Origin of the sequence: Ruminococcus sp. FMBCY1, assembly GCF_023921805.1 — a bacterium.
Lineage (GTDB): Bacteria > Bacillota > Clostridia > Oscillospirales > Acutalibacteraceae > Ruminococcoides > Ruminococcoides intestinale_A.
Genome location: NZ_CP074197.1, coordinates 1594218 through 1620019, shown reverse-complemented (window position 1 = coordinate 1620019; position 25802 = coordinate 1594218). Strand labels below are relative to the sequence as shown.

The 25802-nt window shown below is 35.7% G+C and carries 21 protein-coding genes; all 21 read left to right on the top strand.

The window, feature by feature from the left end:
• Nucleotides 1-7: 7 nt before the first annotated feature.
• The 21 genes from KGF34_RS07980 to KGF34_RS07885 all read left to right on the top strand — a co-directional run bounded on the left by KGF34_RS07980 (nucleotide 8) and on the right by KGF34_RS07885 (nucleotide 25743).
• A complete protein-coding gene (locus KGF34_RS07980; RefSeq protein WP_252558671.1) occupies nucleotides 8-3097 on the top strand; it encodes a SpaA isopeptide-forming pilin-related protein in 3090 nt (1029 codons plus the stop codon).
• A gap of 67 nt (nucleotides 3098-3164) precedes the next feature.
• A complete protein-coding gene (locus KGF34_RS07975) occupies nucleotides 3165-4658 on the top strand; it encodes a SpaH/EbpB family LPXTG-anchored major pilin (protein ID WP_252558670.1) in 1494 nt (497 codons plus the stop codon).
• 56 nt (nucleotides 4659-4714) lie between these two features.
• Nucleotides 4715-5620, top strand: a complete 906-nt coding sequence (locus tag KGF34_RS07970) for a class C sortase (protein WP_252558669.1) — start codon at nucleotides 4715-4717, stop codon at nucleotides 5618-5620.
• Between the two features lie 32 nt (nucleotides 5621-5652).
• Entirely contained in the window at nucleotides 5653-5934 is a 282-nt protein-coding gene (locus tag KGF34_RS07965; RefSeq protein WP_252558668.1) for a hypothetical protein, read from the top strand.
• Nucleotides 5935-6202: 268 nt separating this feature from the next.
• Nucleotides 6203-6418: a hypothetical protein gene (locus KGF34_RS07960; protein ID WP_252558667.1), complete on the top strand. Its 216-nt coding sequence runs from the start codon at nucleotides 6203-6205 to the stop codon at nucleotides 6416-6418.
• Nucleotides 6415-6897, top strand: a complete 483-nt coding sequence (locus KGF34_RS07955) for a macro domain-containing protein (RefSeq protein ID WP_249377321.1) — start codon at nucleotides 6415-6417, stop codon at nucleotides 6895-6897. Before KGF34_RS07960 ends, KGF34_RS07955 begins: the two co-directional genes overlap by 4 nt.
• Before the next feature lie 87 nt (nucleotides 6898-6984).
• Nucleotides 6985-7308: a hypothetical protein gene (locus KGF34_RS07950; protein ID WP_252558666.1), complete on the top strand. Its 324-nt coding sequence runs from the start codon at nucleotides 6985-6987 to the stop codon at nucleotides 7306-7308.
• A 413-nt stretch (nucleotides 7309-7721) separates the two neighbouring features.
• On the top strand, nucleotides 7722-7967 hold the full coding sequence (locus tag KGF34_RS07945; protein WP_252558665.1) for a helix-turn-helix transcriptional regulator: 246 nt from the start codon (nucleotides 7722-7724) through the stop codon (nucleotides 7965-7967).
• A gap of 27 nt (nucleotides 7968-7994) precedes the next feature.
• Nucleotides 7995-8183 carry a hypothetical protein gene (locus tag KGF34_RS07940; RefSeq protein ID WP_252558664.1) on the top strand — a complete coding sequence of 63 codons (189 nt, stop codon included), beginning with the start codon at nucleotides 7995-7997 and terminating at the stop codon, nucleotides 8181-8183.
• A 27-nt stretch (nucleotides 8184-8210) separates the two neighbouring features.
• Complete coding sequence (locus KGF34_RS07935) at nucleotides 8211-9296, top strand: GH25 family lysozyme (RefSeq protein WP_252558663.1); 1086 nt, start codon at nucleotides 8211-8213, stop codon at nucleotides 9294-9296.
• A 52-nt stretch (nucleotides 9297-9348) separates the two neighbouring features.
• Nucleotides 9349-9750 (top strand): hypothetical protein, encoded by a 402-nt coding sequence (locus KGF34_RS07930; RefSeq protein ID WP_249377091.1) that lies wholly within the window; start codon nucleotides 9349-9351, stop codon nucleotides 9748-9750.
• A gap of 69 nt (nucleotides 9751-9819) precedes the next feature.
• Nucleotides 9820-10086 carry a hypothetical protein gene (locus tag KGF34_RS07925; protein ID WP_252558662.1) on the top strand — a complete coding sequence of 89 codons (267 nt, stop codon included), beginning with the start codon at nucleotides 9820-9822 and terminating at the stop codon, nucleotides 10084-10086.
• A 257-nt stretch (nucleotides 10087-10343) separates the two neighbouring features.
• The gene (mobC, locus tag KGF34_RS07920; RefSeq protein WP_252558661.1) at nucleotides 10344-10781 is read left to right on the top strand and encodes a plasmid mobilization relaxosome protein MobC; all 438 of its coding nucleotides are present in this window, start codon (nucleotides 10344-10346) and stop codon (nucleotides 10779-10781) included.
• A 3-nt stretch (nucleotides 10782-10784) separates the two neighbouring features.
• Nucleotides 10785-12569, top strand: a complete 1785-nt coding sequence (locus KGF34_RS07915) for a relaxase/mobilization nuclease domain-containing protein (RefSeq protein WP_252558660.1) — start codon at nucleotides 10785-10787, stop codon at nucleotides 12567-12569.
• 880 nt (nucleotides 12570-13449) lie between these two features.
• A complete protein-coding gene (locus tag KGF34_RS11830; RefSeq protein WP_354667444.1) occupies nucleotides 13450-13866 on the top strand; it encodes a TnpV protein in 417 nt (138 codons plus the stop codon).
• A 575-nt stretch (nucleotides 13867-14441) separates the two neighbouring features.
• Nucleotides 14442-20651, top strand: a complete 6210-nt coding sequence (locus KGF34_RS07910) for an LPD25 domain-containing protein (protein ID WP_354667458.1) — start codon at nucleotides 14442-14444, stop codon at nucleotides 20649-20651.
• A 16-nt stretch (nucleotides 20652-20667) separates the two neighbouring features.
• Entirely contained in the window at nucleotides 20668-21486 is an 819-nt protein-coding gene (locus KGF34_RS07905) for a DUF6674 family protein (RefSeq protein ID WP_252558658.1), read from the top strand.
• A gap of 10 nt (nucleotides 21487-21496) precedes the next feature.
• On the top strand, nucleotides 21497-21820 hold the full coding sequence (locus tag KGF34_RS07900; protein WP_252558657.1) for a hypothetical protein: 324 nt from the start codon (nucleotides 21497-21499) through the stop codon (nucleotides 21818-21820).
• Between the two features lie 12 nt (nucleotides 21821-21832).
• Nucleotides 21833-22588: a septation protein SpoVG family protein gene (locus KGF34_RS07895; RefSeq protein WP_252558656.1), complete on the top strand. Its 756-nt coding sequence runs from the start codon at nucleotides 21833-21835 to the stop codon at nucleotides 22586-22588.
• 58 nt (nucleotides 22589-22646) lie between these two features.
• Complete coding sequence (locus KGF34_RS07890) at nucleotides 22647-24773, top strand: VirD4-like conjugal transfer protein, CD1115 family (RefSeq protein ID WP_252558655.1); 2127 nt, start codon at nucleotides 22647-22649, stop codon at nucleotides 24771-24773.
• On the top strand, nucleotides 24766-25743 hold the full coding sequence (locus KGF34_RS07885; protein WP_252558654.1) for a hypothetical protein: 978 nt from the start codon (nucleotides 24766-24768) through the stop codon (nucleotides 25741-25743). The genes KGF34_RS07890 and KGF34_RS07885 overlap by 8 nt, the downstream gene beginning before the upstream one ends.
• The last annotated feature ends 59 nt before the right edge of the window (nucleotides 25744-25802 follow it).

Genomic DNA, 25802 nt, shown 5'->3' with positions numbered 1-25802 from the left:
CTTAATAATGAAAATTCTTAAAAAGTTTACAGCCGTAATCATTTCGCTTGTTACTGTCTTTGCGATGTTTCCTATTGCTAATATTACGGCAAGTGCTTATTCATATACAGGGCTGTCTGAAATTGGTAACAAAATTTTGCTTGAATCGTCAGCAAAGCCTATCCCTTGGACAGACAGCCTTGTAGCTTATGAGTTTAAAATTAACGGTGAGATTGGGTATTGCATAGACCCAAATACACCTGCACAGAAAACAGAGGGCAAGACTGTTGAATTTACGGACTTTTTTGGAGAAACAGGCAAAGAAGTAATTAAACTTGACCCAAATTCCAATAACGAGAATGAAAAAGCACTAATAGCTGCTCTTAATACCTTTTACGGTGTAGCTTATGGTGATTATTTCAGCAACTTTGAGGTTAATGGAAAATCAGCTAAAAGCATTTTGGATAAATATATTAACAACTCTTTGTATGAGCCGTTGTTTGCCAAAATTGATAAGGAATTTGGCAGCAAAGCAAACGAGAAAAAGTATTATATTTTATCTCACTATACTTTAAGCCAGTTAGAACATCAGATGTTAGGTGATCCAACATCTGAATGGAAAGCTTGGTATGGCGATACCGATACAATCATTAACGAGCTTGCTGATTTTGCCCATAGTATTGCTAAATCGTCAAGTAACTGGTCGGTAATTAAAAAAAGAAGTGAAAGCAGTAACTTTTACATTTGTCAGCCGAAGCCGTCTGACGGTACATATTGCCAACACTTAATAGTAAGAATACCGAAAAAAGCTAAATTATATCTTGAAAAGTCAGGTACAAGCGAAGAAATCAAAAACCTGACAGAACAGACAACTGATAAAGATTACTTGAATTTCGCAGGTGCACAGTACACCTTGTATAGCGATGATAACAAAGCAGTTGCAGTTGCGGAGCTTGATAAAAACGGTAACATTGCTAAAATTAAGTATTCGTATTCCAATCAGGACTGGATTACAAAGAATTACTTTGAGATTGTTTCAGGTCAGTATTACCTCAAGGAAACCAAAGCCCCGGCAAACGGTTACTTCGCTCTTAGCGACAAGAAATACAATGTTACAGTCACAACAGATGATTGCAATAACGAAAGAATACTTGATATTCTTCAACTGTCTGATACCGAAATCGTTAAGCTGAAATTCAAAAAAGAAAGCAGTAATCCTGATTTGACAACAGACAATGACTGCTATTCATTAGACGGTGGTATGTTTGCTGTATTTGCAAACAAAAAGAGTGCTTATGATTATCTTGCAGATAACAGTGTAAAGAATAACATCGTTAGATACTTCATCACCGACAGCAACGGTGATTGTAAAGCTATATCTAAAGACGGCAACTCTTGGGACTATAACGCAAATTCAGACCTGTATAAAATTGCATACAGTGACAGCTATTATGCTGTCGAAATGGTAGCACCTAAAGGCTATATGCTAAATAAATCAGCCACAAAGTTCACATTAAGTGATACCGATAACGGTTTTGCTATTCTATCTGCTACTATTATCGATAGACCTGAAAATGACCCCGTTCGTATTGTTTTACGAAAGAAAGATGCTATAACAGGTCAGACAACTAATATGGCTGATGCTGAATTTACATTATGTTATTATCAGGGATATTATTACTCTGAAAGTGAACTTGAGGGGAAAAAGCCTGAACGAAAATGGGTGTTAAAGACTGACGGTGACGGTTACTGTCGCTTAGCTGATGAATATAGAGCAGATAGTGACTATAACGAAAAATTCTATGTTACAACAACAGGCAATCCTACCTTACCATTAGGAACTTTTACTGTGCAAGAAACCAAAGCCCCGACAGGCTACAAAATCAATCCTGAATTGTTTATCCGACAAATTAAGGTTGATGAAGCCACAGGCTCAATCACAACCTTTAACGAGATTGAAGTACCTGAACCCAGAGATACTGTTTATGGTAATCTTACAATCTACAAAACCGCAGATGACAGTAAGCGAGGAGCTAATACTGCTAAGGATGTATGGTTTAATGTCAAGTCTGATGACGGAGTGACAGACGAAAACATAGTAACAAAAAGCAAGGGCATAGACGGTGCAGCAACGCTCAGCGACTTGCCTGTTTACAAAGCAAGCGGAGAATATGTAAAATACATAATCACAGAGCTTGGCTACAAAAATGCAGACGGTACATACTCGATACCTGACAGATATATTCCTCCTGCTAAAAAAACCGTTACGCTAAAGGAAAATGTTACTCTTTCATTTTATTTTGCAAACAGACTGCAAAAGACAGGCTTAATCGTTCAAAAAGAGTCTGAGGACGGCATTGTAAGCGGCTTTTACTTCTCGGTAAAGTCTGATGACGGCAAAACAAATAAGGTGCTTGTAACAGGCGAGGACGGCACTGCTCAGCTTACTAACCTTGCTGTATATAATACAAGCAACGAAAAGGTTAAATACACAATTGACGAATTAGGCTTTAAAAATGCAGACGGTACATATTACTTCCCTGCTAAGTATGTAAAGCCTGCGGCTCAGACAGTTACACTTGAGGACGGCAAAAGCTTTGTAGTTACGATGAAAAACCTGCTCAAGCGTGGCAGTGTAGAGCTTTTAAAAACAGACGGCAACAGCAATCCGCTTGAGGGTATTGAGTTTGAACTCTACAACACAAAAACAGGCATTGTTAATGTTATAAATAAAAACAGCAGTATTATGTACGAAGCTGCCGACAGCAAGACGGCTGATACGGTAACAAAGCTCGTTACCGACAGCGACGGCAGAATTATTGTAAATAACCTCTTGCCTGGTGATTATTACTTCATTGAAACAGACAGCAAAGGTAATATGCCGTATGCAGGCAAAATTAACTTTACCATTTCGCCCGACAGCTTAGATACACTTGATATACAGCTTACGGTTAAGAATAACAGCGTCTTCATTCCTGAAACCGGCGGAACAGGCAACAACAGACCGATTTACATTGAAATCGGCGCCGCTGTATTAGCATTTACTTTTCTTGTGGGTGCTATTGGTTTTGGTATAAGGAAAAAGAAGAAACACATCGGCAAAAAGGCTCAACAGTAAATCTGTTGGGCTTTTTCCATACAACGGACAAATTGTCCGCAAAAAATTTTTAAGGAGGGGTTTTCTTATGAGAAAATCAATTAGAAAATCATTCACAGGCAAACTGCTCGCAGTAGTAATGATGTTGACATTACTCTTTGCGGCGATCCCAACAGCAAGTGCGGCTACTGCACTTAAGACAGACCAAAAGGTAAATATCAGTGTAAAATGCACTAAACCGGGCTATACTTTTGAACTTTTCAGAGTTGCGGACCTCAAGAGCACAACAGCTACTCCGTTCAAAACAGAGTACACATCTCTTGTAAATTCAATCAGCGCAGAAATTCTTGCAGGCGATTCAAAGGCTGCTCTTGACGCACTCGATAACGCTGATTTAAGTACGGCAGTATCACAGGGTACATTTACTTCATCAGCAACAAACACAACACAGAGCTTTTCAAACCTTAAACAGGGTATTTATTACATCAAGTGTGTTAAGTACCCTGCCGGTGTTACAAGTATCACAAACTCTGTTCTTGCTCTCCCATATTACAATAACGGTTGGGTATACAGCTACGCTGAAATCAATCTTGCAAGCAAGGTAGCTGACAGCACACCGTCAACAGAAAAGTCAATTACCAACAGCACAAAGAACAATACTAACTATACAGATGTAAGCCTTGGCGACACTGTAAACTTTAAGCTCAAGAATACAGTAGCAGGCTCAAATGACATTAAGCTCACAACATATGCTGTATATGATGATATGTCAGCAGGTCTTACACTTAACAAAAGTTCATTCAAGGTTACACTTGTTGACGCTAAAGGTGCTAAAGTAGCCGACCTCACCAAAGGCACAGATTACAAGGTAAATGTAACAAGCGAGGGTGAGGGCAAAAACACAAAGTTTAATGTTGCACTTACTTCCGAGTATCTTGCAAAGTCAGATTTTTATACAAGCAACACAAAATTTGTTATTGTAACATATTCTACAACAGTCAACAAATACGCTGTAGTCGGTACAGCAGGCAACCCGAATGAAGATGTAAAACTTGAATACGGTAATGATTCAGGTGTTGACAGCGTTCCGGGCAATAAGGTATATGTTTACACTTATCGCATTGGTGTAAACAAGCTCGATGAGGCAGGCAATCCGCTTGCAGGTGCAACCTTTGACCTGTATAACGATAAAGCTCATACAAATGTTATTGGAACGGGTACATCAGACAGCAACGGTAATGTAATTTTTAAAAATTCAGCAAATGAGGAAATCTCATTACAGAGCGGAACATATTACATTGTAGAAACTGTTGCTCCTGCAGGCTACAATGTTTACGGCAAGGTAATTGAAGTTGAAATCCCTGTACAGTATAATTCAGTATTCACTAAAAACACTTGGGTACAGAACGCACCTGATAACGGCACAGTAGAAATTACTGTAACAGATACAATCGTATTCTTCCCTAAGACAGGCGGATATGTAGGCTTCATCAGAGTGGCTGGTGTGGCTTGTGTAGGCATTTCTCTTGCATTGGTACTTGCATACCTCATCAAGAAGAAATCAGCTAAGACAGCTAAATAATTAAACTATAACAAAAGGGCTGCCGATTTATCGGTGGCCCTTGCTCACAAAAAATTATGAAAACTAAAATATTTTTTATATCCCTCTGCGTTCTTGCTGCGGTCGGAATAGGCTTTATAGTATATCCCAACATTGCCGATTACATCAACAGTAAAAGCAATGAAACAGTTATAAAAAACTACAGTGAAAGCACTCAAACAATGTCTGATTATGAAATCGACAATGAGCTTGCTAAGGCTCAAAATTTTAACGAATTGCTCGCAAAGAGTGCGTTAAACGATGAAGAAAAAGACGAATACAATGCAGCAATGTCAGAGTATGAGAACATTCTCAACTATGACGATATAATGTGTACTATCGAAATTCCAAAGATAAATGTTGACTTACCGGTGTATCACGACAGCACCAACAGAGAAGAAAAACTCAAAAACGGCTGTGTACATTTGGCAAACACTTCCTTGCCCATTGGCGGTGCAAGCACACACGCTGTTATATCCGCTCACTCCGGTTATCCTGAACAGGTGTTCTTTGATGAGTTGGACAAACTGCAAATCGGAGATACCTTTAAAATAAATGTACTGAATAAAACACTCACATACAAGGTGTGTGAGATTAATATAGTTGACCCTGACGATTCAAGTAAACTTGAAATTGAGAACGGCAAAGACTATGTGACATTAGTCACTTGCTATCCGTACTCAATTAATACACACCGGCTTTGCGTTCGTGGCGAAAGGGTTGAAGATACGATTACTGATACTGCAACAGCTGATGAGGTGATTAGTAATAAAAGTAATCGTGTTTATACTTGGTGGGATTTGGTTTATTTCTCTGCATTGCTCTGTTTTCTTATGTTTGTTATTTATGTATTTCGTGGATCACCTTTCTATCCCTTTAAGGCGATTAAAGAATGGACTATTGCAAAAATTAAATGGATACGCAGATTACTAAAGCAAAAATAATCTGTTAATTCAATTCTGAAAGGACTGATTTTTTGTTAAAGTTAAAAATTGATTTAAAAGGAAATATATCTGAATTTTTGCAAAATCTCACTTGTGATGACGATATAGCAGATACATTGGTTACTATCATAGATAGAATTATTATAGATGAATATATTAAACCGAGTCCTATTGAAAATTCTTTGCCATTAAGCCAAAAAGAAGAATTAATTTATAACAAAAGAAATGAAATTTTATCAATGATGTCAAAAAGAAAAATCGATACAAATTACATTTTTTCAAGTCAAACAAGTGACCTATATTCAAATATATAACCGAATTAAACAATATATTATAAAAAATTATAAGGTGTATAATAAAATGAATATTAATATCACACCTATACTCTTCTTGTCTTCCAATACAGAATTTTTTGATACTATACATAATTATCTTTTTTATTTATTACTTTCATTAATTATATTATATATCTTTTTTATCTACAATGCTTTTAAATGTTGCGGAAGGGAAAAAGAGCAAAAGGAAATTAAAAAACAGAAAACAATCTCAAAAGTTCCAGTTATGATAAAGGGAGGTACTGATATGGTAGAAAATATGATAGGCAAAAAAGTTTTCTTGATTGATGACTTAGGTGACGGAGAAATGCTGATGTGCAGTGATACCGTTACCGCAATTCTTATAGAAGAAAACGGTATGAGCGTAAGGTGCAAAACATCAGGCAATGAATTTTGGACTATTGGTGAAAACGCTTTTTTCAGCGAATGTGAAGCTAAACAGGCATTTGAGGAGTATATATGATTATTTACGGTGATATAACAAAGCTCGATGATATAGAAGCTATTGTGAATGCTTCTAACGGTATTGGCTATATGGGTGGAAGAGTGTGCGTTAAGGAATTACATAAAGGTGTAGCCGAAAGTATACAGTATGTTACAAAAGGAGCAGTTGAGAAGCTTGCTAAAAAAGAATGTAAAGCTCATCATATATTCGGCTATGCTCCCGGAGAGGTGTTTGTTACAGATGCTCCAAATATGGAATATAAAAAAATTATTCACGCTGTAACAATGCGATTTCCGGGTGGTAAAGCGAAATTTGAAACAATAGAAAAACTTATACCTAAAATAAAATTGACAGCCGAAAAATTAAATCTTCGCTCTGTAGCAGTGCCTTTGCTTGGTACAGGTACAGGAAAACTTAATCGCAAAGCGGTTAAAGAACTACTGATAAATAATCTTGTAAGCAGCAAAGTGATTTTTTATATTGTATTACCTTATTGATTTATGATGTTTTATTAATGTTAGCTGAAATCTTCTTATTTGATGATTAAATAAGCTACTGAAAGATGTAAGGAGTTATTAAATAAAATGACAGTCAAAGAACTACTAAATAAATACGATTTTTATAATTACGACAAAACAGGATTTGAAAGTTTTGCAGTGTTTTTTCCAAAAGATGATTTTGAAAAGGCAAAAAGTTTCGATATTGATTATATTGATTCAATCGAAAATCATAAGGAGCTAATCGAAAAGCAACTGGATTTAGAAGTTTTGTATTATAAAATTATGCGTGCTGACGAACTTGAAAAAACAATTTTCAAGCACGAAACTTGGACTCACAATGACAAAGTTGCATTTGCTTTTTCAAAATGGATTTGTATATTAGTTAAGACTTTGCAAAATAATTATTAAGTACAAAATGGAGTGGCAAAGAAATGTTTTTATATTTAAATATTATGGTGTTTTACATCTATTTTCAAGTTTGGATTTGTCTTTTTACAGAACCTTTGACAAAAGCATTAAAAGAATGTTTTTGCATTATCTTTGCAAATTTGTTTCCTTTAGCATTATTTTTATATTGCTTTCACGATGAAATTAACCATTTAATGAGTATATTAATATTCGTGTTTGATAAAGGCAGTTCTCCTTTTATTTTATGTTTTATTGTATATTTTGTTGCATATATGATTTTTAAATACGGTTTATATATTATAACCTATTTAGCATTAGAACAAGGCATTAAAAAAATATTTTTATCGATGTGTAGAAAATAATTGAATATATGAAAAAGCAGCTTTGCTTTTTGTTAAGGAGAGATATTACTTATGGGATATAGAATTAAATCACGCTTTATTTATAAGCAAGTAGGACAAAGACTAAAACAGCTGCGAAATCAAAAAGGTGTTTCTCAGAAAGTAGTTGCAGACTATTTGGGAGTCGACAGAAGTACCTATACTAACTACGAATTGGGAACTTCTACAATGACATATGTAACTATACTAATGCTTGCAAGATACTTTTCTGTTGACTTCAATACCTTGCTCTGCTATGACCTTCAAACCCCAAATTAATACAAATAAACGAAAGGGAGTGAAAAAATGAACGATAATTCATCTTTTAACATTTGCTGTGCAGCAGTGCTTGTGACATTAGTGCAAATTGTATTTATTGGATTAAAGCTGCTTAATGTAACTAATTGGAGCTGGTGGTATGTGTTGTCACCTACACTGATTTATGTAGGTTTATGGTTCATAACCGCAATTATAATATTTTTTACTGACGATTAAGTTAGAGAAAAGAAAGAGGAACGGAAAATGAATAAGATATTCAAGAAATTGCTGATTACAGCAACAGCAATATTGTCAGTCATCTGTTACAGCACATCTGTATTTGCTGCCGGCTTTGATGTGAATAACGATGATAGCGTTAGTGTAAACGATGTAACCTTTTTACAGGGCGAAATATCAGAATTTACCGACAATATGGACTATGACCTGAACAGTGACGGTAGAATTGATGTAAACGATGTATCGTTTTTACAAATTGAAATCAGCAATCAGAGCGTAGAAAATAATACACAGATAAGTATATCAACAAAAGAATATTGCAAAAATGTCGGTGATACTTTTACGATTTCTGTTGATACAAATAATGATGTAAATGAGATCACCTTTACATCATCTGACAGTTCTGTTGCTAAAATTATTTCAACGGAAAAAAGTTTGGCAAAAGTAAAAGTGAATAAAGTTGGCAATGCAACTGTTACTATAAAACAATGTAATAAAATAATTACAACAAAAGTAAAAGTTGAAAAAGCAAAATGTATTGATGTTTCTGAATGGAACGGTGATATTAATTTTAGCAAAGTAAAAAACGCAGGCATAACTTGTGTTATTCTCCGAGCAGGCTATGGCAAAGACCCGAACCAAGAAGATAATAAATTCAATGAGTATTATAGACAGGCTAAAGCCGCAGGACTGAATGTAGGTGCGTATTGGTATAGTTACGCTACATCTGTCGATGCCGCAAAAGCGGAAGTAAGAAATTGTATGAAAACCATTAGGGGCAAAGAGTTTGACTTGCCTGTTTTTCTTGATGTTGAAGAATACAGACAGGCTGTTTTGCCACGCAGAACATTGACTGATATTATTTCAACCTTTTGTGACGGAGTAAAGGGTTATGGATTTGATGTTGGAATGTATAGTGCAAAATCAATGCTTGTTGACAGTGCTTATCCTGATGAGCTTGCAAGCAAATATTTAATTTGGATGGCAGCACCAAATAATTCGTACAATGAGCTTCCGCCATTTGTTGACATTCATCAGTACAGTTGGAAAGGCAAGGTTGATGGAATTTCCGAAAAGGTTGATATGAATTACATATATAATTTAAACTGTTAATTGTAAGAAAACATTATCACAAGTATTAATATTAAATTATTGGAGGATGAAAATGAGTATTTCCGAATACAAAAAAACTAAAAATTATAGTATTCAAAAAAAATTAATTGAAGCAACTAAATTTTCAATTTATATTACGATTTCCATTATACCTATATATTTATTTGCATTGGCAATGCCTCATATAGCAATTACTCCTGATGAAATATTAACTAAATCAGATTCTGAATTTTTTAATGTGATGTTGACTATACAAAACATAATTCTTTTTATTTTCCTTTTATCATTACTTATTAATATAATCTTAGTTATTTATGATTTTATTATGGGTATTCGATTTAGAGTATCAAAAAAATATAAAGAAATCTTTGAGGCAATAGCAATAGTTTCAACAGTCAGCGTATGGAATTGTATTTTCTTACATAGCTTTTTAAATATAATAGACAGTAAATAGCAAAATAAGAACGCTTACACAAAAGCCGAAATTGAAAAATCAAAATAATAAATTGTTGGAGGAAAAATAATGAGAACAACAACTAATGAAAAATTAGAAAAGGTAATTACAGATATTGAAAACACAAAAGCTGAAATTGAAAAATTAAAAGAAAAAATTAAAAAGCTCAACGCACAAAAAAAGAAGCTTGAGTTGCAAATTGAAAAAGAAAAGCACAACGAGCTGTGCTCGGTTTTGTCGGACTACGGAATTAAATCCGTAAATGATTTTCAGGACTTTTTGGAAAAGTATACATCGGAAGCAAGTGCTGACGAAAATGCAAATGGAGAAAATTGATTATAAATCAATTTTCGGATTGTACAGAAAAAGTTTCTTTTTCTGTTGGTGAGCGTATGCGATTTAGTTTTTATAAAAATAAAAACTATGGGGTTTCAGGGGTATACACCTGACCAGCGATTTGTACGCACAAATCGGATTTTGTGCGTACAAAATCTGTGCTGGCGTATCATCATTTCGTGCCGAAATGATGATACAAAAGCCCTCAGAAAAAGAAAGGCAAAAATCAGGCAAATTTGCAGTTTTGGGAGGACAAAATGAAAAAGGAAGCTAAAAGCTATAGGATATATATAAGAGTGTCAGAAGCCGAAAAAGCGGAAATAGCATATCAGGCTGCACTCAACAATATGTCAATTTCGGAGTACATTCTAAAATGTGTAAGACGAAAGCGAATAGTAGTATGCGAGAATTTTCCCGAACTGCTATATCAATTATCCGCACTTGGCAATAACCTCAATCAGATTGCAGCAATCGCAAACACAAACAAATACATTTCTTCAAATCAAATAGAATCAGCAAAAAATATTCTATCCGACTGTTACGATAAAATGTCTGAATTCGTTTCGTATATCTGTGAGCCAAAATCTGATTCAGAAAATTCTCACAATCAGCTGAGTGAAGAAGTCGTTGAAGAAATCAACAATGCTTTGGCAATTATAAACAGTCGAGTGAATTCAGCAAAGAAGGAAATGTAATTAATGGCAGTAGTTAAAACAATAAACAAAGACCCTAAAAAGCAAATGTCTAATCGAATGACATCAAATGCACACATCTTTAATGCGTTGAACTACATAACTCGCAAAGATAAAACAACTCCTGAACTTACTTACTGCAATTTAACAAATTCAAATTTTACAAATTGGGAAACAACAAAATTTTTTCAACAAACAAGAAAAATGTATGATAAGGATAATAAAATTCTTGCACATCATCTTGTGCAATCTTTTGCGGTTAATGATAAATTAACACCTGAGCTTGCAAACAAAATAGGCAGAGAGTTAATTCATAAATGTTTCCCTGATATGCAGGTTGTAATGACTACTCACCTTGACGGTAAGTGTTTACATAATCACTTTATTATTAATTCAGTATCACCAATCGACGGACACAAATTTCTTGACAATATGAAAACCGTCAGAATGATTAGACGAGTTTCGGATGAGCTGTGCTACAAGTACGGTTTAAATGTAATTGAAAATCCGCAACAAACGTGCAGACTTGATGATGCTACGTTTCGCAAAGCCATTGAGGGCAAAAGTTGGAAATTTAATCTTGTCAATGATATTGATAAAGCACTTGAAGATTGCAAAACAAAAGAAGAGTTTATAAACTTTTTTGAAAGCAACGATTATGAAATTAAATACGGCAACGCACATATTGTGTTTCACAAAAACGGCGAAGCAAAATCGATAAGAGCCGACACACTTGCAAAACAATTTGGCAATAAATATTGCAAAGCCAATATTGATAAAGCATTAGGTTTGCAAACCGAAAAGAAGAAAAAGAAAACCTACAGAAAAGAAAATACACAAAAAGTTTTAGAGGAAATGGAACAAGAAGCTAAAAGACAATGGGAGCGTTACGAAAAGCGTTACGCTGATAAAGTTAAAGTAACAAATCATAAGTATTTCGAAAACTTACGCTTTTTTAAAAATCCTTTTGCGTTTACTCTGAAATTAATAAAGCACATATTTACAAATTCTAAAAAATCAGTTCACAAAAATGTAATCAAGCAAAATTTAAAATATACAGTCAGACAAACTACAGATTATACAAAGATGAAAAAAAGAATATCAAATGTACCGTATAAGGAATTAACAGGTACACTTGGTAATACGGCACAAATTAAGTTATACAGCTTCCAGCTTGCTAAACTATTCAATGACGGGATACTGTGTTATGCAAATGTTGATATGACAACAGGTATTGCTATGGTTACGGTTAAAGAACACAATCTTAAAAGAATAGCAAATGTTCTCGGTCTTGAAAATGCTGACTCTATTATTTCACAAGCTGACACCATCAGAAACAAAAAAACATATGCAAGACTTAAAAAGTCAGGCAAAGAACTTGAGTATCTGATGGTAAACAAAAAGCAAATTGAAATTTTAAATTTAAAATGTGTTCAGTTTGCAAAATTTCAAAAATCAGAAGATAAGTTCAATATCGTTTTTCTCGAAAATGATAAAGACAGAATATTGAATTTACTATATCCGAATAAATCAACAGAGCCAACTGCACCAACATTTGTGCAGGTCAACGCTCAGATTAACAGAAGATTGAAAAAACAATCAGAAGAAACAGGAGAAAAACTTTGTTACAAGGTTATAAGCTCAAAGCAATATGACCTTATTAAAAACTCAGATATTGATTTTGCTGTGTTTAAAAAAGAAAACGGAACTTACAATCTTGTTTTTCTTGAGAGCGACAGCAACAATATAAATAATATATTATATCCCGGAAAGAAGGTAACCTTGCAATAATAGTTTTGCGAGCTAATTCAATTTGACATTTAAGAAAAGGAGGACTCTATATGCTACCAAACTTATATAAGTGCGATGGACTTTATTACTTAATCAAAAAAAGTTCAAGTTAGGCTTGACTTTTACGCTTTAAAGTAATAAAATGTTAGGAGAATAATGATGTCAATAGAATATGAAAACAAAGTAAAAAATTATCTTCGTATGCTTGAAAATGAAACAAGATATATTACAGCAACACCCGAAGATTGGCTCAAATTCTTGCATACATCTTGCAATAACTACAAACTTGATTTCAGAGAACTTGTTTTAGTCAATACAACTTTTCCAAATGCAACGGCGTTGTTGCAGCTTAAAGACTGGAATAGTAAATTTGGCAGGAAAGTAAAAAAACAAGAAACCGGTATTCCCTCTTTGGATTTTACACAAGGCAAAAGAATAAGGGTGAAATACTATTTCGATATTTCGCAAACCGTTGAAACCGAAAATTCAAAGCCTGTGCCATTATGGAGATACAACAATAAACACGAAAGTAATGTGGTTAAAGCTCTGAACTCAAAATTTAATTTAAAATGTTCCAATTTTGAAACTGCAATTTCAGGAGCTATCAACAAACTTACTTTAATAAGTCTTGACAGCAATTACAATTATTTGCAAAAAGTTTATAATAATACACCTTTGGTTAAATTCGGAGCTACTGCAAAAAAAATATACGGTGATATGATTGCAAAAAGTGCAATGGCTGTAGTGGTTTCTCGTTGCGGATATGATATTACAAAATTGTTTAATGCAAATGATTTTCAAGATGTAACTATGTTTGATAGCTCAAAAACAACACTGGCTCTTGGCAGCGCAACATTAAATACCGCAAAAGAAATTTTAAATGTTATATCATATACCATTAACAAAGAAATTGAAAAGGAGAAAAGTTATGAGCGAAACAAGGAAAACAGTCAATGGAATAGATTATATTCTGGGCGAGGACGAGATTTGGTATCCGGACCTTCCACTTCCGGAGTTCGAGTTGAACAATTGGGGAGTAGCAAGGAGAGATTACTTGAAGAACAACGACGAGATGCTATTCGAAGAAATGATGATGACGGGAGAGATTCTTCAGCACCTCGAAACAGTTCAAACTCAGGCTCAGGAGAGGTACGAAACATTGATAGAGCAGAAGAGGAAAGCATTGGGAGTAACCGAGGAACTCAAGGAGAAAGACTGGCTCAAGTGGGTACAATTAGCCAACAGCATTCAGGAGGAAGCTCGTCAGGAAGTTCTCGAAGAAATGATTTACATCTAAATGAAGAAAATTTAAAAAGCAATACAGAAGCAGAGGTAATTGATAATTCCTCTGCTTTTTCTATTTCTCAGGAGCAAATCAATAAGATTATTACTGAGGGAAGTGGCGTTGTAAACGGAAAATATAGAATATACGAGCAATTTGCGAAAGACGAAACTTTAAAAGATAATGCTCAATTTTTGAAAAATGAGTATGGGATTGGCGGTAAGTCAAGTGCCGCAACTTATAACCATATTGGTGTCGATTGGGATGGAAAAGGGCTGTTATTAGCTAAGAAAAACACCGAAAATAAAATATTACTCAAATGGGAAAAAGTCGCTAAGATTATATCCTATCTCATCAAAACCGACGGATACCTAAATTCAGCTGAAAAACAAGGTTACATTGACTATAAGAAAGCAAAAGAACTACCCGCAGAGAAACAAAAAGAAGCCGAAATCCCTGCTGAGGAGTTAGAACTTGCATATTCTGTAGGGAAAAAGTGTTACATCGGAGCTGATGAGTATAAGATTATCGGTATAACCGATAATGCTGTATCATTGTTTGACAGCCGTTATCCTTTGCTCAGTACAGATATGAGCAAAGAAGAGTTTGAAAAAAAGATTACAGAAAATAGGCAGTTTAATGAACATTTATTTGTTAAAAAATCGCTTGATAAAGATTTATTTTTCAATAATTTAGACAAAGAATCGTTTACATACATTTATTACAATCCTGATGCAGATTCAGGCGGTCAGTTTGTTATTACAGAAATACCTTACGAACAAGTTATTGAAGCATCAAAAAAATACCCTGATAACACATCTGAATTTTTTGACTATATTGTTTCAGTAGGAAGACAAACTGCAGTCGATGTTGACAGTGAATTCTTCCGTGATTCACTCGACAAATACAACAGTAACAGCCACTTCGCCGAAGGTCTGACTGATGATGTAAAAAATCAGCTTACAAATATTGCTTTGTCAGGCGATACCGATTTCAACCAAAAGGGTTATTATGACTCTTATTCAGAGATACAATCAGAACATCCTGATGCGATAATACTATTCCGTATGGGTGACTTTTATGAGGTGTTATGTGATAATGCTCAAGAAGCAGCCGAGGCACTTAATTTAACGCTTATGTCACGAACAATTAACGGAGAAAAGATACCAATGGTCGGATTTCCGTCCTCTTATCTTGAAGATAACGAAAACTTGCTTGTTGAAATCGGTTATAAAATATTGACCGTTGAGCCGGAGGATATAGCGGAAAGAGCAAGCTTGCGTAACAAAGCACAGGAAGTTGCAAAGCAAAATAATTTGCCTTTTTCCGATAAATTCAGTATGGGTTTCGAAGATGATTTCGATACGGCAGTTTATGACGGAAGTATGTCAGCTGATGATTATGAAAAATTACAGCAAGCTGACATCGAACCAAAAGCCGACCGTCCGACAATCACTTGCGACTGGAGCGAACATTCTGCGTTTGAAGATGGCAAGACTTATTCGGTAGCAGATTTTGACAGAATTATGAAGTCTGCCGATGATGAATGGGTCAGACTCAGACAGTATGAGCAAGACACATATGGCAATGATATGGACGCAATATATCAAGCTTACGAAGATGGTGAAATTGACGGAGTTCATCAAGGCTATGCCAAAACAAAATTCATTATCAATATGCCCGACGGCACAAAATACACAGAGCGGCAGGATATAGGCGACGGTGACGGCGGTGTTATTGACTTTTTAAGGCAGTATGATAACTATAAAAATCTTGTGCCAATACTTGAACAGGAAAGAGATAACGAACCATCACTCTTAACTCCTGTTTATGGGGAAGAATTTGTAAAAGAAGTGGAAGAGCAATCGGACAATTTGTCCGCTCAGCAAAAGCGAGAAGATGTTATTTTTTCTTCTGATGGTAAAAACTATGTAATCACAGATGATAATTTTGCCGATGGTACAAAAAGTGAGCGTTATGCCAATAATATTAACGCAATAAAAACGCTTAAGGAAATTGAAAGCAGCAACAGACAGGCTACACCAGCAGAACAAGAAATACTTGCAAAGTATGTAGGTTGGGGAGGTCTTGACAGCTACTTCAAAGCTGAAAACAACGCACAACTAAAAGCTCTACTAAACGATGATGAGTATAAAGCTGCATTAGCAAGCACACTTACATCATTCTATACACCTCCTGCAGTTATCCGAGCAGTGTATAATGCACTTAATAACTTAGGATTTAAAACAGGCAATATCCTTGAGCCAAGCTGCGGTGTCGGCAACTTTATGGGGTTATGCCCGACCAATATGTCAGACAGCAAATTCTACGGAGTAGAGCTTGATGATATATCCGGCAGAATTGCAAGTAAGCTGTATCCGCAGGCTAATATTGCGGTGCAAGGCTTTGAAACAACCAATCTTCCCGATAATTTTTTTGACGCTGCAGTCGGTAATGTTCCGTTTGCTCAGCTTAAAGTGCTTGATAAAAAGTACGATAAATATAATTTCCTTATTCACGATTACTTTTTTGCAAAGACATTGGATAAGGTAAGACCGGGCGGCATAATTGCTTTTATTACTTCTAAGGGTACAATGGACAAAAAGTCCTCTAAAGTAAGAAAATACATAGCACAGAGAGCGGAACTTCTCGGAGCAATCAGACTTCCAAATGATACTTTTTCAAAGACCGCCGGAACGGAGGTTACTTCCGATATTCTGATACTGAAAAAGCGTGAGAGAATGATTGACATTGAGCCTGATTGGGTACATCTTGGCAAAGATGATAACGGTATTACAATTAACAGCTACTTTGTCGAACACCCGGAAATGATACTCGGCGAAATGCAAGAAGTTTCAGGACCGTTCGGAGCAAAAGCAGAGTGCATTGCTTATGAAAATGCAAATCTTGAGGACTTGCTGAATGAAGCTGTATCTAATATTGACGGAGAGTATAAAGCACAGGCAATTGAAAAGCTCTTTGAAGATACGGAAGATGATGAGGACGCAGACTTAATTCCTGCTACTCCTGATGTTAAAAATTTCTCTTATACAGTTGTTGACGGTGATATATATTATCGTCAAAACAGCATTATGGAGAAACAGAAGCCTAATAAAACCGCCGAAAAAAGAATAAAAGCTCTTGTTAAAGTAAGAGAGGCTCTTCGAGAAGTTCTTAATAATCAACTTGAGGATATGCCTGATGAGGTTATTGCAAACTCTCAGCGAAAGCTCAATATTATCTATGATAAGTTCGTCAATGAGTACGGTTATATTAATTCAAAAGCAAATATGAAGGCTTTCGAAAAAGATAACTCAATCAATTTGCTTGCATCACTCGAAAAATTTGACAGTGAAAAGAATTATAAAGGCAAATCGGATATTTTTAGCAAGCGAACAATTCAACCGCATAAAGCTGTTGATAAAGTCGATACAGCATCTGACGCACTTGCGGTATCAATTTCAGAAAAAGCAAAGATTGACTTGGAATATATGAGTCAACTCTACGGCAAATCTGTTGATGATATTATTGATGAGCTTAAGGGGGTAATATTTAATGTACCCGGAACGGACGTTTATCAAACTGCTGATGAGTATCTGTCAGGCAATGTAAGAGAAAAACTCAGAACAGCTTTATCATATAGTTACGATAAGCCGGAGCAATATGACAGCAATATAACCGCACTTAAAGCTGTTCAGCCCGTTGACTTAACTGCAACTGAGATTGATGTTCGTTTAGGTGCAACTTGGTTGCCTGTTGATGTGGTAAGGGACTTTATGTATGAAACTATAGGAACTCCCCGATACATAAGGGATTCGATAGATGTTTCGTATTCTGAATATAATTCCGAGTGGAGAATATCACATAAGAGCTTCGATAAATCTGTAAATGCAGTCAGCACATATGGTACTAAGAGAATCAATGCTTACAAAATACTTGAAGATACACTCAATTTAAGAGATGTAAAAATATTTGATAATGTTTTTGAGGACGGCAAGGAAAAAAGAATACTGAACAAGGAGGAAACAGCCATTGCTCAGAGTAAGCAGGAGCTTATAAAGAGTCGCTTTGCAAGTTGGATTTTTTCAGACAGAGATAGACGAGAAAGACTTTGCCGTCTTTACAACGAAAAATTTAACTCTGTTCGTCCTCGTGAGTATGACGGCAGTCACCTCATTTTTGATGGAATGAACAGTGAAATACAGTTAAGAGAACATCAGAGAAACGCAGTAGCTCACGCAATATACGGCGGAAATACATTACTCGCACATACCGTCGGAGCCGGAAAGACCTTTGAAATGGTCGCTATCGCAATGGAGAGTAAGCGTTTAGGTTTATGCAATAAGTCGCTGTTTGTTGTACCAAATCATATTACTGAGCAAATGGGTATTGAATTTATGCAGCTCTATCCTGCCGCTAATATCTTGGTTGCGACAAAGAAAGACTTTGAAACAGCGAACAGAAAGAAATTCTGCAGCCGTATAGCAACGGGAGATTACGATGCAGTTATCATTGGTCATTCGCAATTTGAAAAGATACCGATGAGCATTGAAAGGCAGCGTCAGATTATCGAAACGCAGATTGATGATGTTATTGAAAGCATTGCGTTTGCACAAGACAACAACGCTGAAAACTTTACAATAAAACAGCTCGAAAAAACAAAAAAGAATTTGGAAAACAAACTACAAAAGCTCAACGACCAATCAAGGAAAGATGATGTTGTTACCTTTGAGGAGCTTGGTGTAGACAGATTGTTCGTTGACGAAGCACACTACTACAAAAACTTGTTCCTTTACACTAAAATGCGAAATGTAGCAGGTGTAAGTCAGACCGAAGCACAGAAGTCAAGCGACCTCTTTATGAAGTGCCGTTATCTTGATGAGATTACAGACGGTAAAGGTATTATATTTGCAACAGGTACTCCTATAAGCAATTCAATGACAGAGTTATACACAATGCAGAGGTATTTGCAGTACAACAAACTTGTTGATTTAGGATTGAGTAATTTTGATGCGTGGGCTTCTACCTTTGGTGAAACGGTAACAGCACTCGAACTCTCCCCGGAAGGCAATGGGTACAGAGCCAAGACAAGATTTGCTAAATTCTTTAATTTGCCTGAACTGATGAGTACCTTTAGGGAAATTGCAGACATTAAAACCGCTGATGTTTTAGATTTAGATGTTCCTGAAGTAGAACGACATAATGTTCTTACCAAACCATCAGAGCAACAAAAAGATATTCTCGCCGGACTTGCAGAAAGAGCGGAAAATGTTCGTAGTAGTGCTGTTGACCCTTCGACAGATAATATGCTCAAGATTACTAATGACGGCAGAAAACTTGCACTTGACCAGCGCCTTATCAATCCTATGCTGCCTGATTTTGAGGGAAGTAAATTGAATGCTTGTGCGGATAATATTTTTTCTCTGTGGGATAAAACAAAAGAAGATAGACTTGCACAGATGGTTTTCTGTGACATATCTACTCCCAACGGCGCAGGAAAATTTAATGTATATGACGATTTAAAAGAAAAACTCATAGCAAAAGGTGTTCCCGAAAACGAAATTGCATTTATTCACGATGCTAAGACTAATCAGCAGAAGCAAGATATTTTCAGTCAAGTAAGAAGTGGCAAAATAAGGGTTATTATCGGCTCTACCAGTAAAATGGGAGCGGGTACTAACTGTCAGGATAAACTTATAGCCTTACATCACCTCGATTGCCCTTGGCGTCCTGCAGATTTACAGCAGCGTGAAGGCAGAATTATAAGACAGGGCAATAAAAATTCTTTGGTACATATCTATAGCTATGTAACTGAAAATACTTTTGATGCGTATTTGTATCAGCTTGTTGAAAACAAGCAAAAGTTTATAAGTCAGATAATGACGAGTAAATCACCTGTTCGTTCTGCAGAAGATGTTGATGAGCAGGCTCTATCCTACTCTGAAATCAAGGCTCTTGCAAGTGGTAATCCGCTGATAAAAGAGAAGATGGATTTAGATGTTCAGGTGTCAAAGCTCAAAATTTTAAAAGCAAACTTTTTAACTGTAAAGTACGAACTTGAGGATAAAATTGCTAAACAATTCCCTTATAAGATTGCTGAGGCTAAATACAAAGTCGAAAAGATAGAAAAAGACATAGCTCTTGCTCAAAGTCATATTACCGATGATTTTGAACTTAAAATTAAAGGCATTACTTATAATGACAAAAAAGAAGCAGGACAACAACTGCTTCTTGCTTGTGATAAAAGCATTGGCTCTGATAAAGTCAGAATTGGTGAATATAAAGGCTTTATTCTCGACCTAAGATTTGATGCTTACCATAGTAATAAATATATTTTAACGCTTAATGGCTCTGCTCATTATGATGTTGAATTAGGTCAGGATATTTTCGGCAATGTGACGAGAATTGATAATGTACTTAAATCCTTGCCCGGTGAGCTTGAAAAAGCAAAAAATGAACTTTCAAAGGTTGAGAGCGACTGTGATTCAGCAAAAGAAGCTGTCAATACCACTTTTGACAAAGAAGAAGAGCTTAATACGAAGCTTGCTCGTCTGAAAGAGCTTAACACTATCCTTGAAGTGGACAATTCGTCTATTAAAAAGAATGAAGATACCGCAGATAATAACGAAGATGATTATTACTATGCTAAGGTCAACGAAAAGCAAAAAGACATTCTTTTTTCTGAGGGTTACAAAGATTTTGCACCCTCGGATGACGGAGGAAAATTTATCGTAAAATATCCTGCTGCTGACAAAGTCAAAGTGCAACAGTTACTCAACAATAATGCTATTAAATTATAATGAAAGGTCGGTAAATATGAATACAACAGTAAAAAACGAGGTAATGTTACCGGAATTTGTAAGTCAGCTTATCAGAATTGCTAAATCTGAGGGTATGAACAATGACAGTAACGACATAGAGAAGTTTGGCAAATATGTTGCAGAACTTCAGACTCAAATTATTGCTTTAGAAAAGCAAATTGAAGCTATGAATAAAAGTCTTGAAAACCTTCAAGACGAAAAGATTAAAGATGCTCAGAAAACAATGATTAATGAGAGCAAAAATAAAGTTTCAAATTTAAAATCATATGGAAAAAAATGTAGCAGCACATTAAAATCACTTCTTATGACTTTCAGACTGAAAGGTAGTAATGCTTTCAAAATAGCTTTGAAGGCAACAAAATTTGATTCGCTTGTAAAAGAAGGTGCAAAACTCAATCATTCAGCTTCGGAAACATTCAAAGCAAGTGCGGAACGAACTAAGTTGCTTTCTAAGGAATTGGGCGGAGTAAGGCATTCCGCCGCAAATGCGGTAGCAGTGCTTGCCGGTAAAGATGTAACCGAAGCTCCAAAGCACCTTGATAATGATAAAGGCTTGCTTCATCTTATTGAAAAAGGTTTTACAGGTTTATCACAGAAATGTGATAAACTTGGCTCTCGTGCGGACAATTTGTCCGATGAAATCGGTTACAGATATATGAAAATTTCAGCAGAACAAAAGGATGTTCTTTCCTCCGAGGGATACAAAGAGTTTTCAAAGTCTGATGATGGAAATTATATTATTAAGTATCCGGCAGAAGAAAAAAACAATATTATTAAAATTGTAAATAATCAGAATAATACAATGAAAATGTGAGGTAATTGATATGACAAACAAAAAAGTAATTTATCAGGATATACCGATTGAAAATGCTCGTAAATCTGTTGGAGCAATTGAAAAACTCCGCAACCGAGATACTGACGGTGACGGAAGATGCGATTTTGTTGATAATAATTACAATAAACCTTCTGATGTTTACTTGAAACTTAGCGAAGAAGAGTATCAACGCTTGTTGCAAACAAAGCGTGACGAATATATCAGCAATACACGCAAGTCCGGTGATCACTACATAGTTAAATGTAGTGAAGCTAACAAAGATGAAGTCGTAAGGTTAATCAGAACTGTAAAACATTCAATGCCAATGACATAAGAGGTGAACATAATGAGTGATAACTTTACCGTTCAGCCACCGAATACGCTGTCGCAAGTTATAATAACTCATCTTCAGCAAGCACGAAGAGGAACGGTTGCTCTTGCTAATGTGACTGTTGATGATACTATCACTATTAACAGCATTGCTCTCAAAGAAAGCAAATATGGTGGTCTGTATGTAAAAATGCCTGCAAAGCTAACTACAGACGGTACATACATTGACGTTGCACATCCGTTTAACAGCAAGGTCAGGCAGACGCTTAATGATAAGCTGATTGATATGTACGAAACAGGTCAATTTACTTATATTGACAATGCTACAAGCAACAAGAAATATTCACCGCAAGTAAGAATTGTAAATTGCTCTAAATATAGTGAGGGAAACACCTTTCTTGCTCGTGCGGATTTAGTAGTATCTTCTTTTGTGGTGCATAATGTAAAACTTAGGCATACAGACAATGGTAATTTAACAATCAGTATGCCGGCTTACTTATCTTCTACCGGTGAATACCGCTCAATTGTAGTGCCAAAGAGCAAAAATTCTTATCAGTTGCTTAATAAGGCATACATCAATGAGTACAACACTGAGTATATGTACAAAAGAGCAACTGATGATAATATTAAGCGGTTAAAAAAAGCTGGTGTAGAGTTTCAGCTTGCAAAGTCAGCAACTGACAATCTCATTAAATTTAAAGCTACTGATGCCAATAAGGTAATGTCAGTTATAAATCAGGCAACAGTTTCAGCACCAAAAATCATAGGATAAATTTTTAAAGAGGGAGTATTGATTGCTCCCTCTTTTGTTGTTTAAGGAGATGGTCATATTGTCACAACCAAGTCAAAATATCTTGCGTAATCGTAAGAAAAGCAAAAAACCTATGATTATTATGCTAAGCATTATGTTTGTTATCTTTTTTCTGTTGGTGTCATTAGGTATTTATTCGGTTCTTAATTACGCTTATACGAATCATATCACTGTTCAAGATATGAAGGCTTTTCAGTTGCTGACAGCTATCAGCAATATGTTTTCATTTGATTTTTCTTTGCCGTTTGGAATTGAGATAATTAAGCAAATTTTAAAGATACATCTTTCGCTATGGTGGGTCTATCTTATAGCTGCTGCATTAATATGGGTAATGCTTTTATCAGCAGACAGAAATGATTTCAAGGGAATGGAACACGGTTCTGCCAAATGGGCTGATGATGAGATGATAGAAGAATTTTCAAATCCTGAAAAAGCAATTCCTGTTGCAAAAGATTTTTATGTGCCAATCGACGGTTCAAAAACTGCCAATCTCAATGAGCTTATGATTGGTGGTTCAGGTGCGGGTAAGACGTTCAGAGGTATTAAGCCGCATATAATGCAAATGCTCGGTAGCTATGTAGTTACCGACCCAAAGGGCGAGTTGTATCGTGACTTATCCCGTATGCTTATTGCAAATGGCTACAAGGTCAGAGTGCTAAATCTCAAAGACTTGCATTACAGTAATTCTTACAATCCTTTCGTGTATCTTAAATCAGAACAAGATGTTTTTTCATTGTCTGACCTGTTTATGAAAAATACAAAAGGTGAGGGCGAAAAAGATGATTTTTGGAGCGGTGACGCTCAAAAAATTCTTTCAATGCTTATGCTTTACCTTTTTAAAGACGATACAGAAATAAAATCGTTCGGCAGAGTGGTTCGTTTAGTAAATAGTGTAGCGTATTCCAATAATCAGATTGATATGTCTTGTGAACTTGCAAGATGTATGAACAAGCACGCTGCTAAGTACCCGAATGATTTTGGAACAATAAGCTGGACAGGCTTTCAGGGACTTCCACAGGAAACAATGGCTTCGGTTCTTGAAGTATTATCTAACAGACTCACGCTGTTTGCTACTACCGATTTGGACGCAATCACATCAACTGATGAGATGGACTTTGATATGGTCGGTGTCGAAAAAACTGTAATATTTCTTATTTTACCCGCAGCAAGAAACACATACAAGGCAATCTCAAATATCTTCTATACTCAGCTGTTTGAGCGACTTATGTATATAGCTGATACGAAGTACAACGGCTGTTTACCATTGCTTGTAAGCTGTGAAATGGACGAGTTTGCGAACATAGGTGAAGTACCTTCCTTCAATGAAATTCTTTCTGTTGTAAGAAGCTACAACATAAGAATATGTATTGTGTTGCAAGGTCTTGCACAGCTTAAGGCTATCTACGAAAAAACATACGAAGCTATCATCGGTAACTGTGATATTTTCACTTTGCTTGGCTCAAAGGATAAGGATACACTCGAATATGTATCCGCTAAGCTCGATAAAATTACTGTTCGTGGTGATAGCAGAAGTTTTAACAGAGGAATGTCAAATGGTGGAGGTGGTCAGGATACCGAAGCGTATATTGAAAGACCTCTGCTCTATCCTAACGAAATCAAAAAGGCAATTAAGCCTAAAGGCAAGACTCGAAAATATGGCGGAAGCTGCATAGTTTTTGTTGGATATGAAGACCCTGTTTATTTGCCAAAATTCGATACTCCCTCTCACCCACGCTTTGCCGAGTGTGGCTCGAAATACAAAGAGTATGTGCATAATTGTACAGATGTTTCTGTTGTGTATATGCCGATATGGAAGCGACGATTAATTGAATATCATAAAATGTATGATAAGCATAATACACAATCTAAAGAAGAGCTAAAAGCATATGAAGAAGAAGTCGAAATACAGAAAGAGCAGGAGCAAGCAGAGCTTGAAGCTGAATTTGAACGTAATAATGTTCAGATTGAACTTCCTGCGAATGAAGAACCGTCAGAAGAAGAATATGAGGAATACTGCGAAAGTGTTGACAACGGAGAGTTACCTCCTGTGCAGGATTTTTCAGATGAGCCTTATGAGGACGATTTTATGTTTGACATAAGTCCTGTAGTTGAAAAAATAAAGGAGATGCAACAAGTAAATGAATAGTGTTGAAGATACTGCTCAGACAATGTTTGCTACACAAACTGTTAAAGGCATAGTGCAACAAGCAACATCAATCATTATTAATAAATCAATTTACGGCAACAACGGAAAAAATCATAATGTTGTAACCGAAACAGCACAACAATCCGTGCAACAGAAAAGCAATAATGTAAATGAATTGTCAAGCAATATTAAGCTAACAGGGCAATTCACTGATATTGCTTATGCTGACACAGACAAAATCACTGAAAAAGCTATATCTGAACTGTGTAAGGATGACGAAAAGCTCTTAAATAATGTAATGGATACATACAACAACGCTGTTAACGACGGCTTGCTCAAGCGTGAGTGGTCGAAAACCGAGAGTGATGTAATCTATACTCTTACCGACAAAGGCAAAGAGCTGGTCAATTCAGAGAATTTTAAAAAGCAGCTCGAAAAAAACATCAAGAATACATTGTACAACGAAAACTTTAAAAATACAGCCGTGGTAGAATTTACCGGAACTAAAGATGATGTAAATGTATTTAGGTATGTAGATACACTCAATATCAAATCCTTTGATAATAACCCCGTTATGAAAAAAATGTTTGATATGCTTAAAAAGTATGAGTTTATTAGCGTAGATGAGAACGGCAATGCAAAGCCGACTGATAAACTTAATACCTATTTTGCCCAGCAGGACAGAAAAGGTATTAAGACAAATCTCAAAATTACAAAAGTTACACCTGATAATATGCAGCAAGCGGCAGATAAAATACAAAAAGCGAAACAAGCAGCACAAGCAACAAAAAAGAATGCCGAAGTAGCTACTAAGGCTGCTAAAACAACGGTAAATGCGGCTGCTAAGACGGGAGCGGCAACAGCTACAGCCGGGGTTTCTATTGCTGTTGACATTAGTAAAAAAGGTTTTGAGTTACTAAAAAAATCAAGCAACAGTTTTAGTACACAAAATCACATAAATAAGTCATAAAGGAGAGTTTTAATGCTCTCTTTTTTATTTTATAAAAGCGGACAATTTGTCCGCTTAAT

Coding starts and splice junctions, on each gene's coding strand:
- KGF34_RS07935 (WP_252558663.1), top strand. CDS start 8,211: ATGAATAAGATATTCAAGAAATTGCTGATTACAGCAACAGCAATATTG.
- KGF34_RS07955 (WP_249377321.1), top strand. CDS start 6,415: ATGATTATTTACGGTGATATAACAAAGCTCGATGATATAGAAGCTATT.
- KGF34_RS11830 (WP_354667444.1), top strand. CDS start 13,450: ATGTTATATCATATACCATTAACAAAGAAATTGAAAAGGAGAAAAGTT.
- KGF34_RS07925 (WP_252558662.1), top strand. CDS start 9,820: ATGAGAACAACAACTAATGAAAAATTAGAAAAGGTAATTACAGATATT.
- KGF34_RS07915 (WP_252558660.1), top strand. CDS start 10,785: ATGGCAGTAGTTAAAACAATAAACAAAGACCCTAAAAAGCAAATGTCT.
- KGF34_RS07945 (WP_252558665.1), top strand. CDS start 7,722: ATGGGATATAGAATTAAATCACGCTTTATTTATAAGCAAGTAGGACAA.
- KGF34_RS07895 (WP_252558656.1), top strand. CDS start 21,833: ATGAGTGATAACTTTACCGTTCAGCCACCGAATACGCTGTCGCAAGTT.
- KGF34_RS07905 (WP_252558658.1), top strand. CDS start 20,668: ATGAATACAACAGTAAAAAACGAGGTAATGTTACCGGAATTTGTAAGT.
- KGF34_RS07900 (WP_252558657.1), top strand. CDS start 21,497: ATGACAAACAAAAAAGTAATTTATCAGGATATACCGATTGAAAATGCT.
- KGF34_RS07940 (WP_252558664.1), top strand. CDS start 7,995: ATGAACGATAATTCATCTTTTAACATTTGCTGTGCAGCAGTGCTTGTG.
- mobC (WP_252558661.1), top strand. CDS start 10,344: ATGAAAAAGGAAGCTAAAAGCTATAGGATATATATAAGAGTGTCAGAA.
- KGF34_RS07970 (WP_252558669.1), top strand. CDS start 4,715: ATGAAAACTAAAATATTTTTTATATCCCTCTGCGTTCTTGCTGCGGTC.
- KGF34_RS07910 (WP_354667458.1), top strand. CDS start 14,442: ATGAGCAAAGAAGAGTTTGAAAAAAAGATTACAGAAAATAGGCAGTTT.
- KGF34_RS07980 (WP_252558671.1), top strand. CDS start 8: ATGAAAATTCTTAAAAAGTTTACAGCCGTAATCATTTCGCTTGTTACT.
- KGF34_RS07960 (WP_252558667.1), top strand. CDS start 6,203: ATGGTAGAAAATATGATAGGCAAAAAAGTTTTCTTGATTGATGACTTA.
- KGF34_RS07885 (WP_252558654.1), top strand. CDS start 24,766: ATGAATAGTGTTGAAGATACTGCTCAGACAATGTTTGCTACACAAACT.
- KGF34_RS07950 (WP_252558666.1), top strand. CDS start 6,985: ATGACAGTCAAAGAACTACTAAATAAATACGATTTTTATAATTACGAC.
- KGF34_RS07975 (WP_252558670.1), top strand. CDS start 3,165: ATGAGAAAATCAATTAGAAAATCATTCACAGGCAAACTGCTCGCAGTA.
- KGF34_RS07930 (WP_249377091.1), top strand. CDS start 9,349: ATGAGTATTTCCGAATACAAAAAAACTAAAAATTATAGTATTCAAAAA.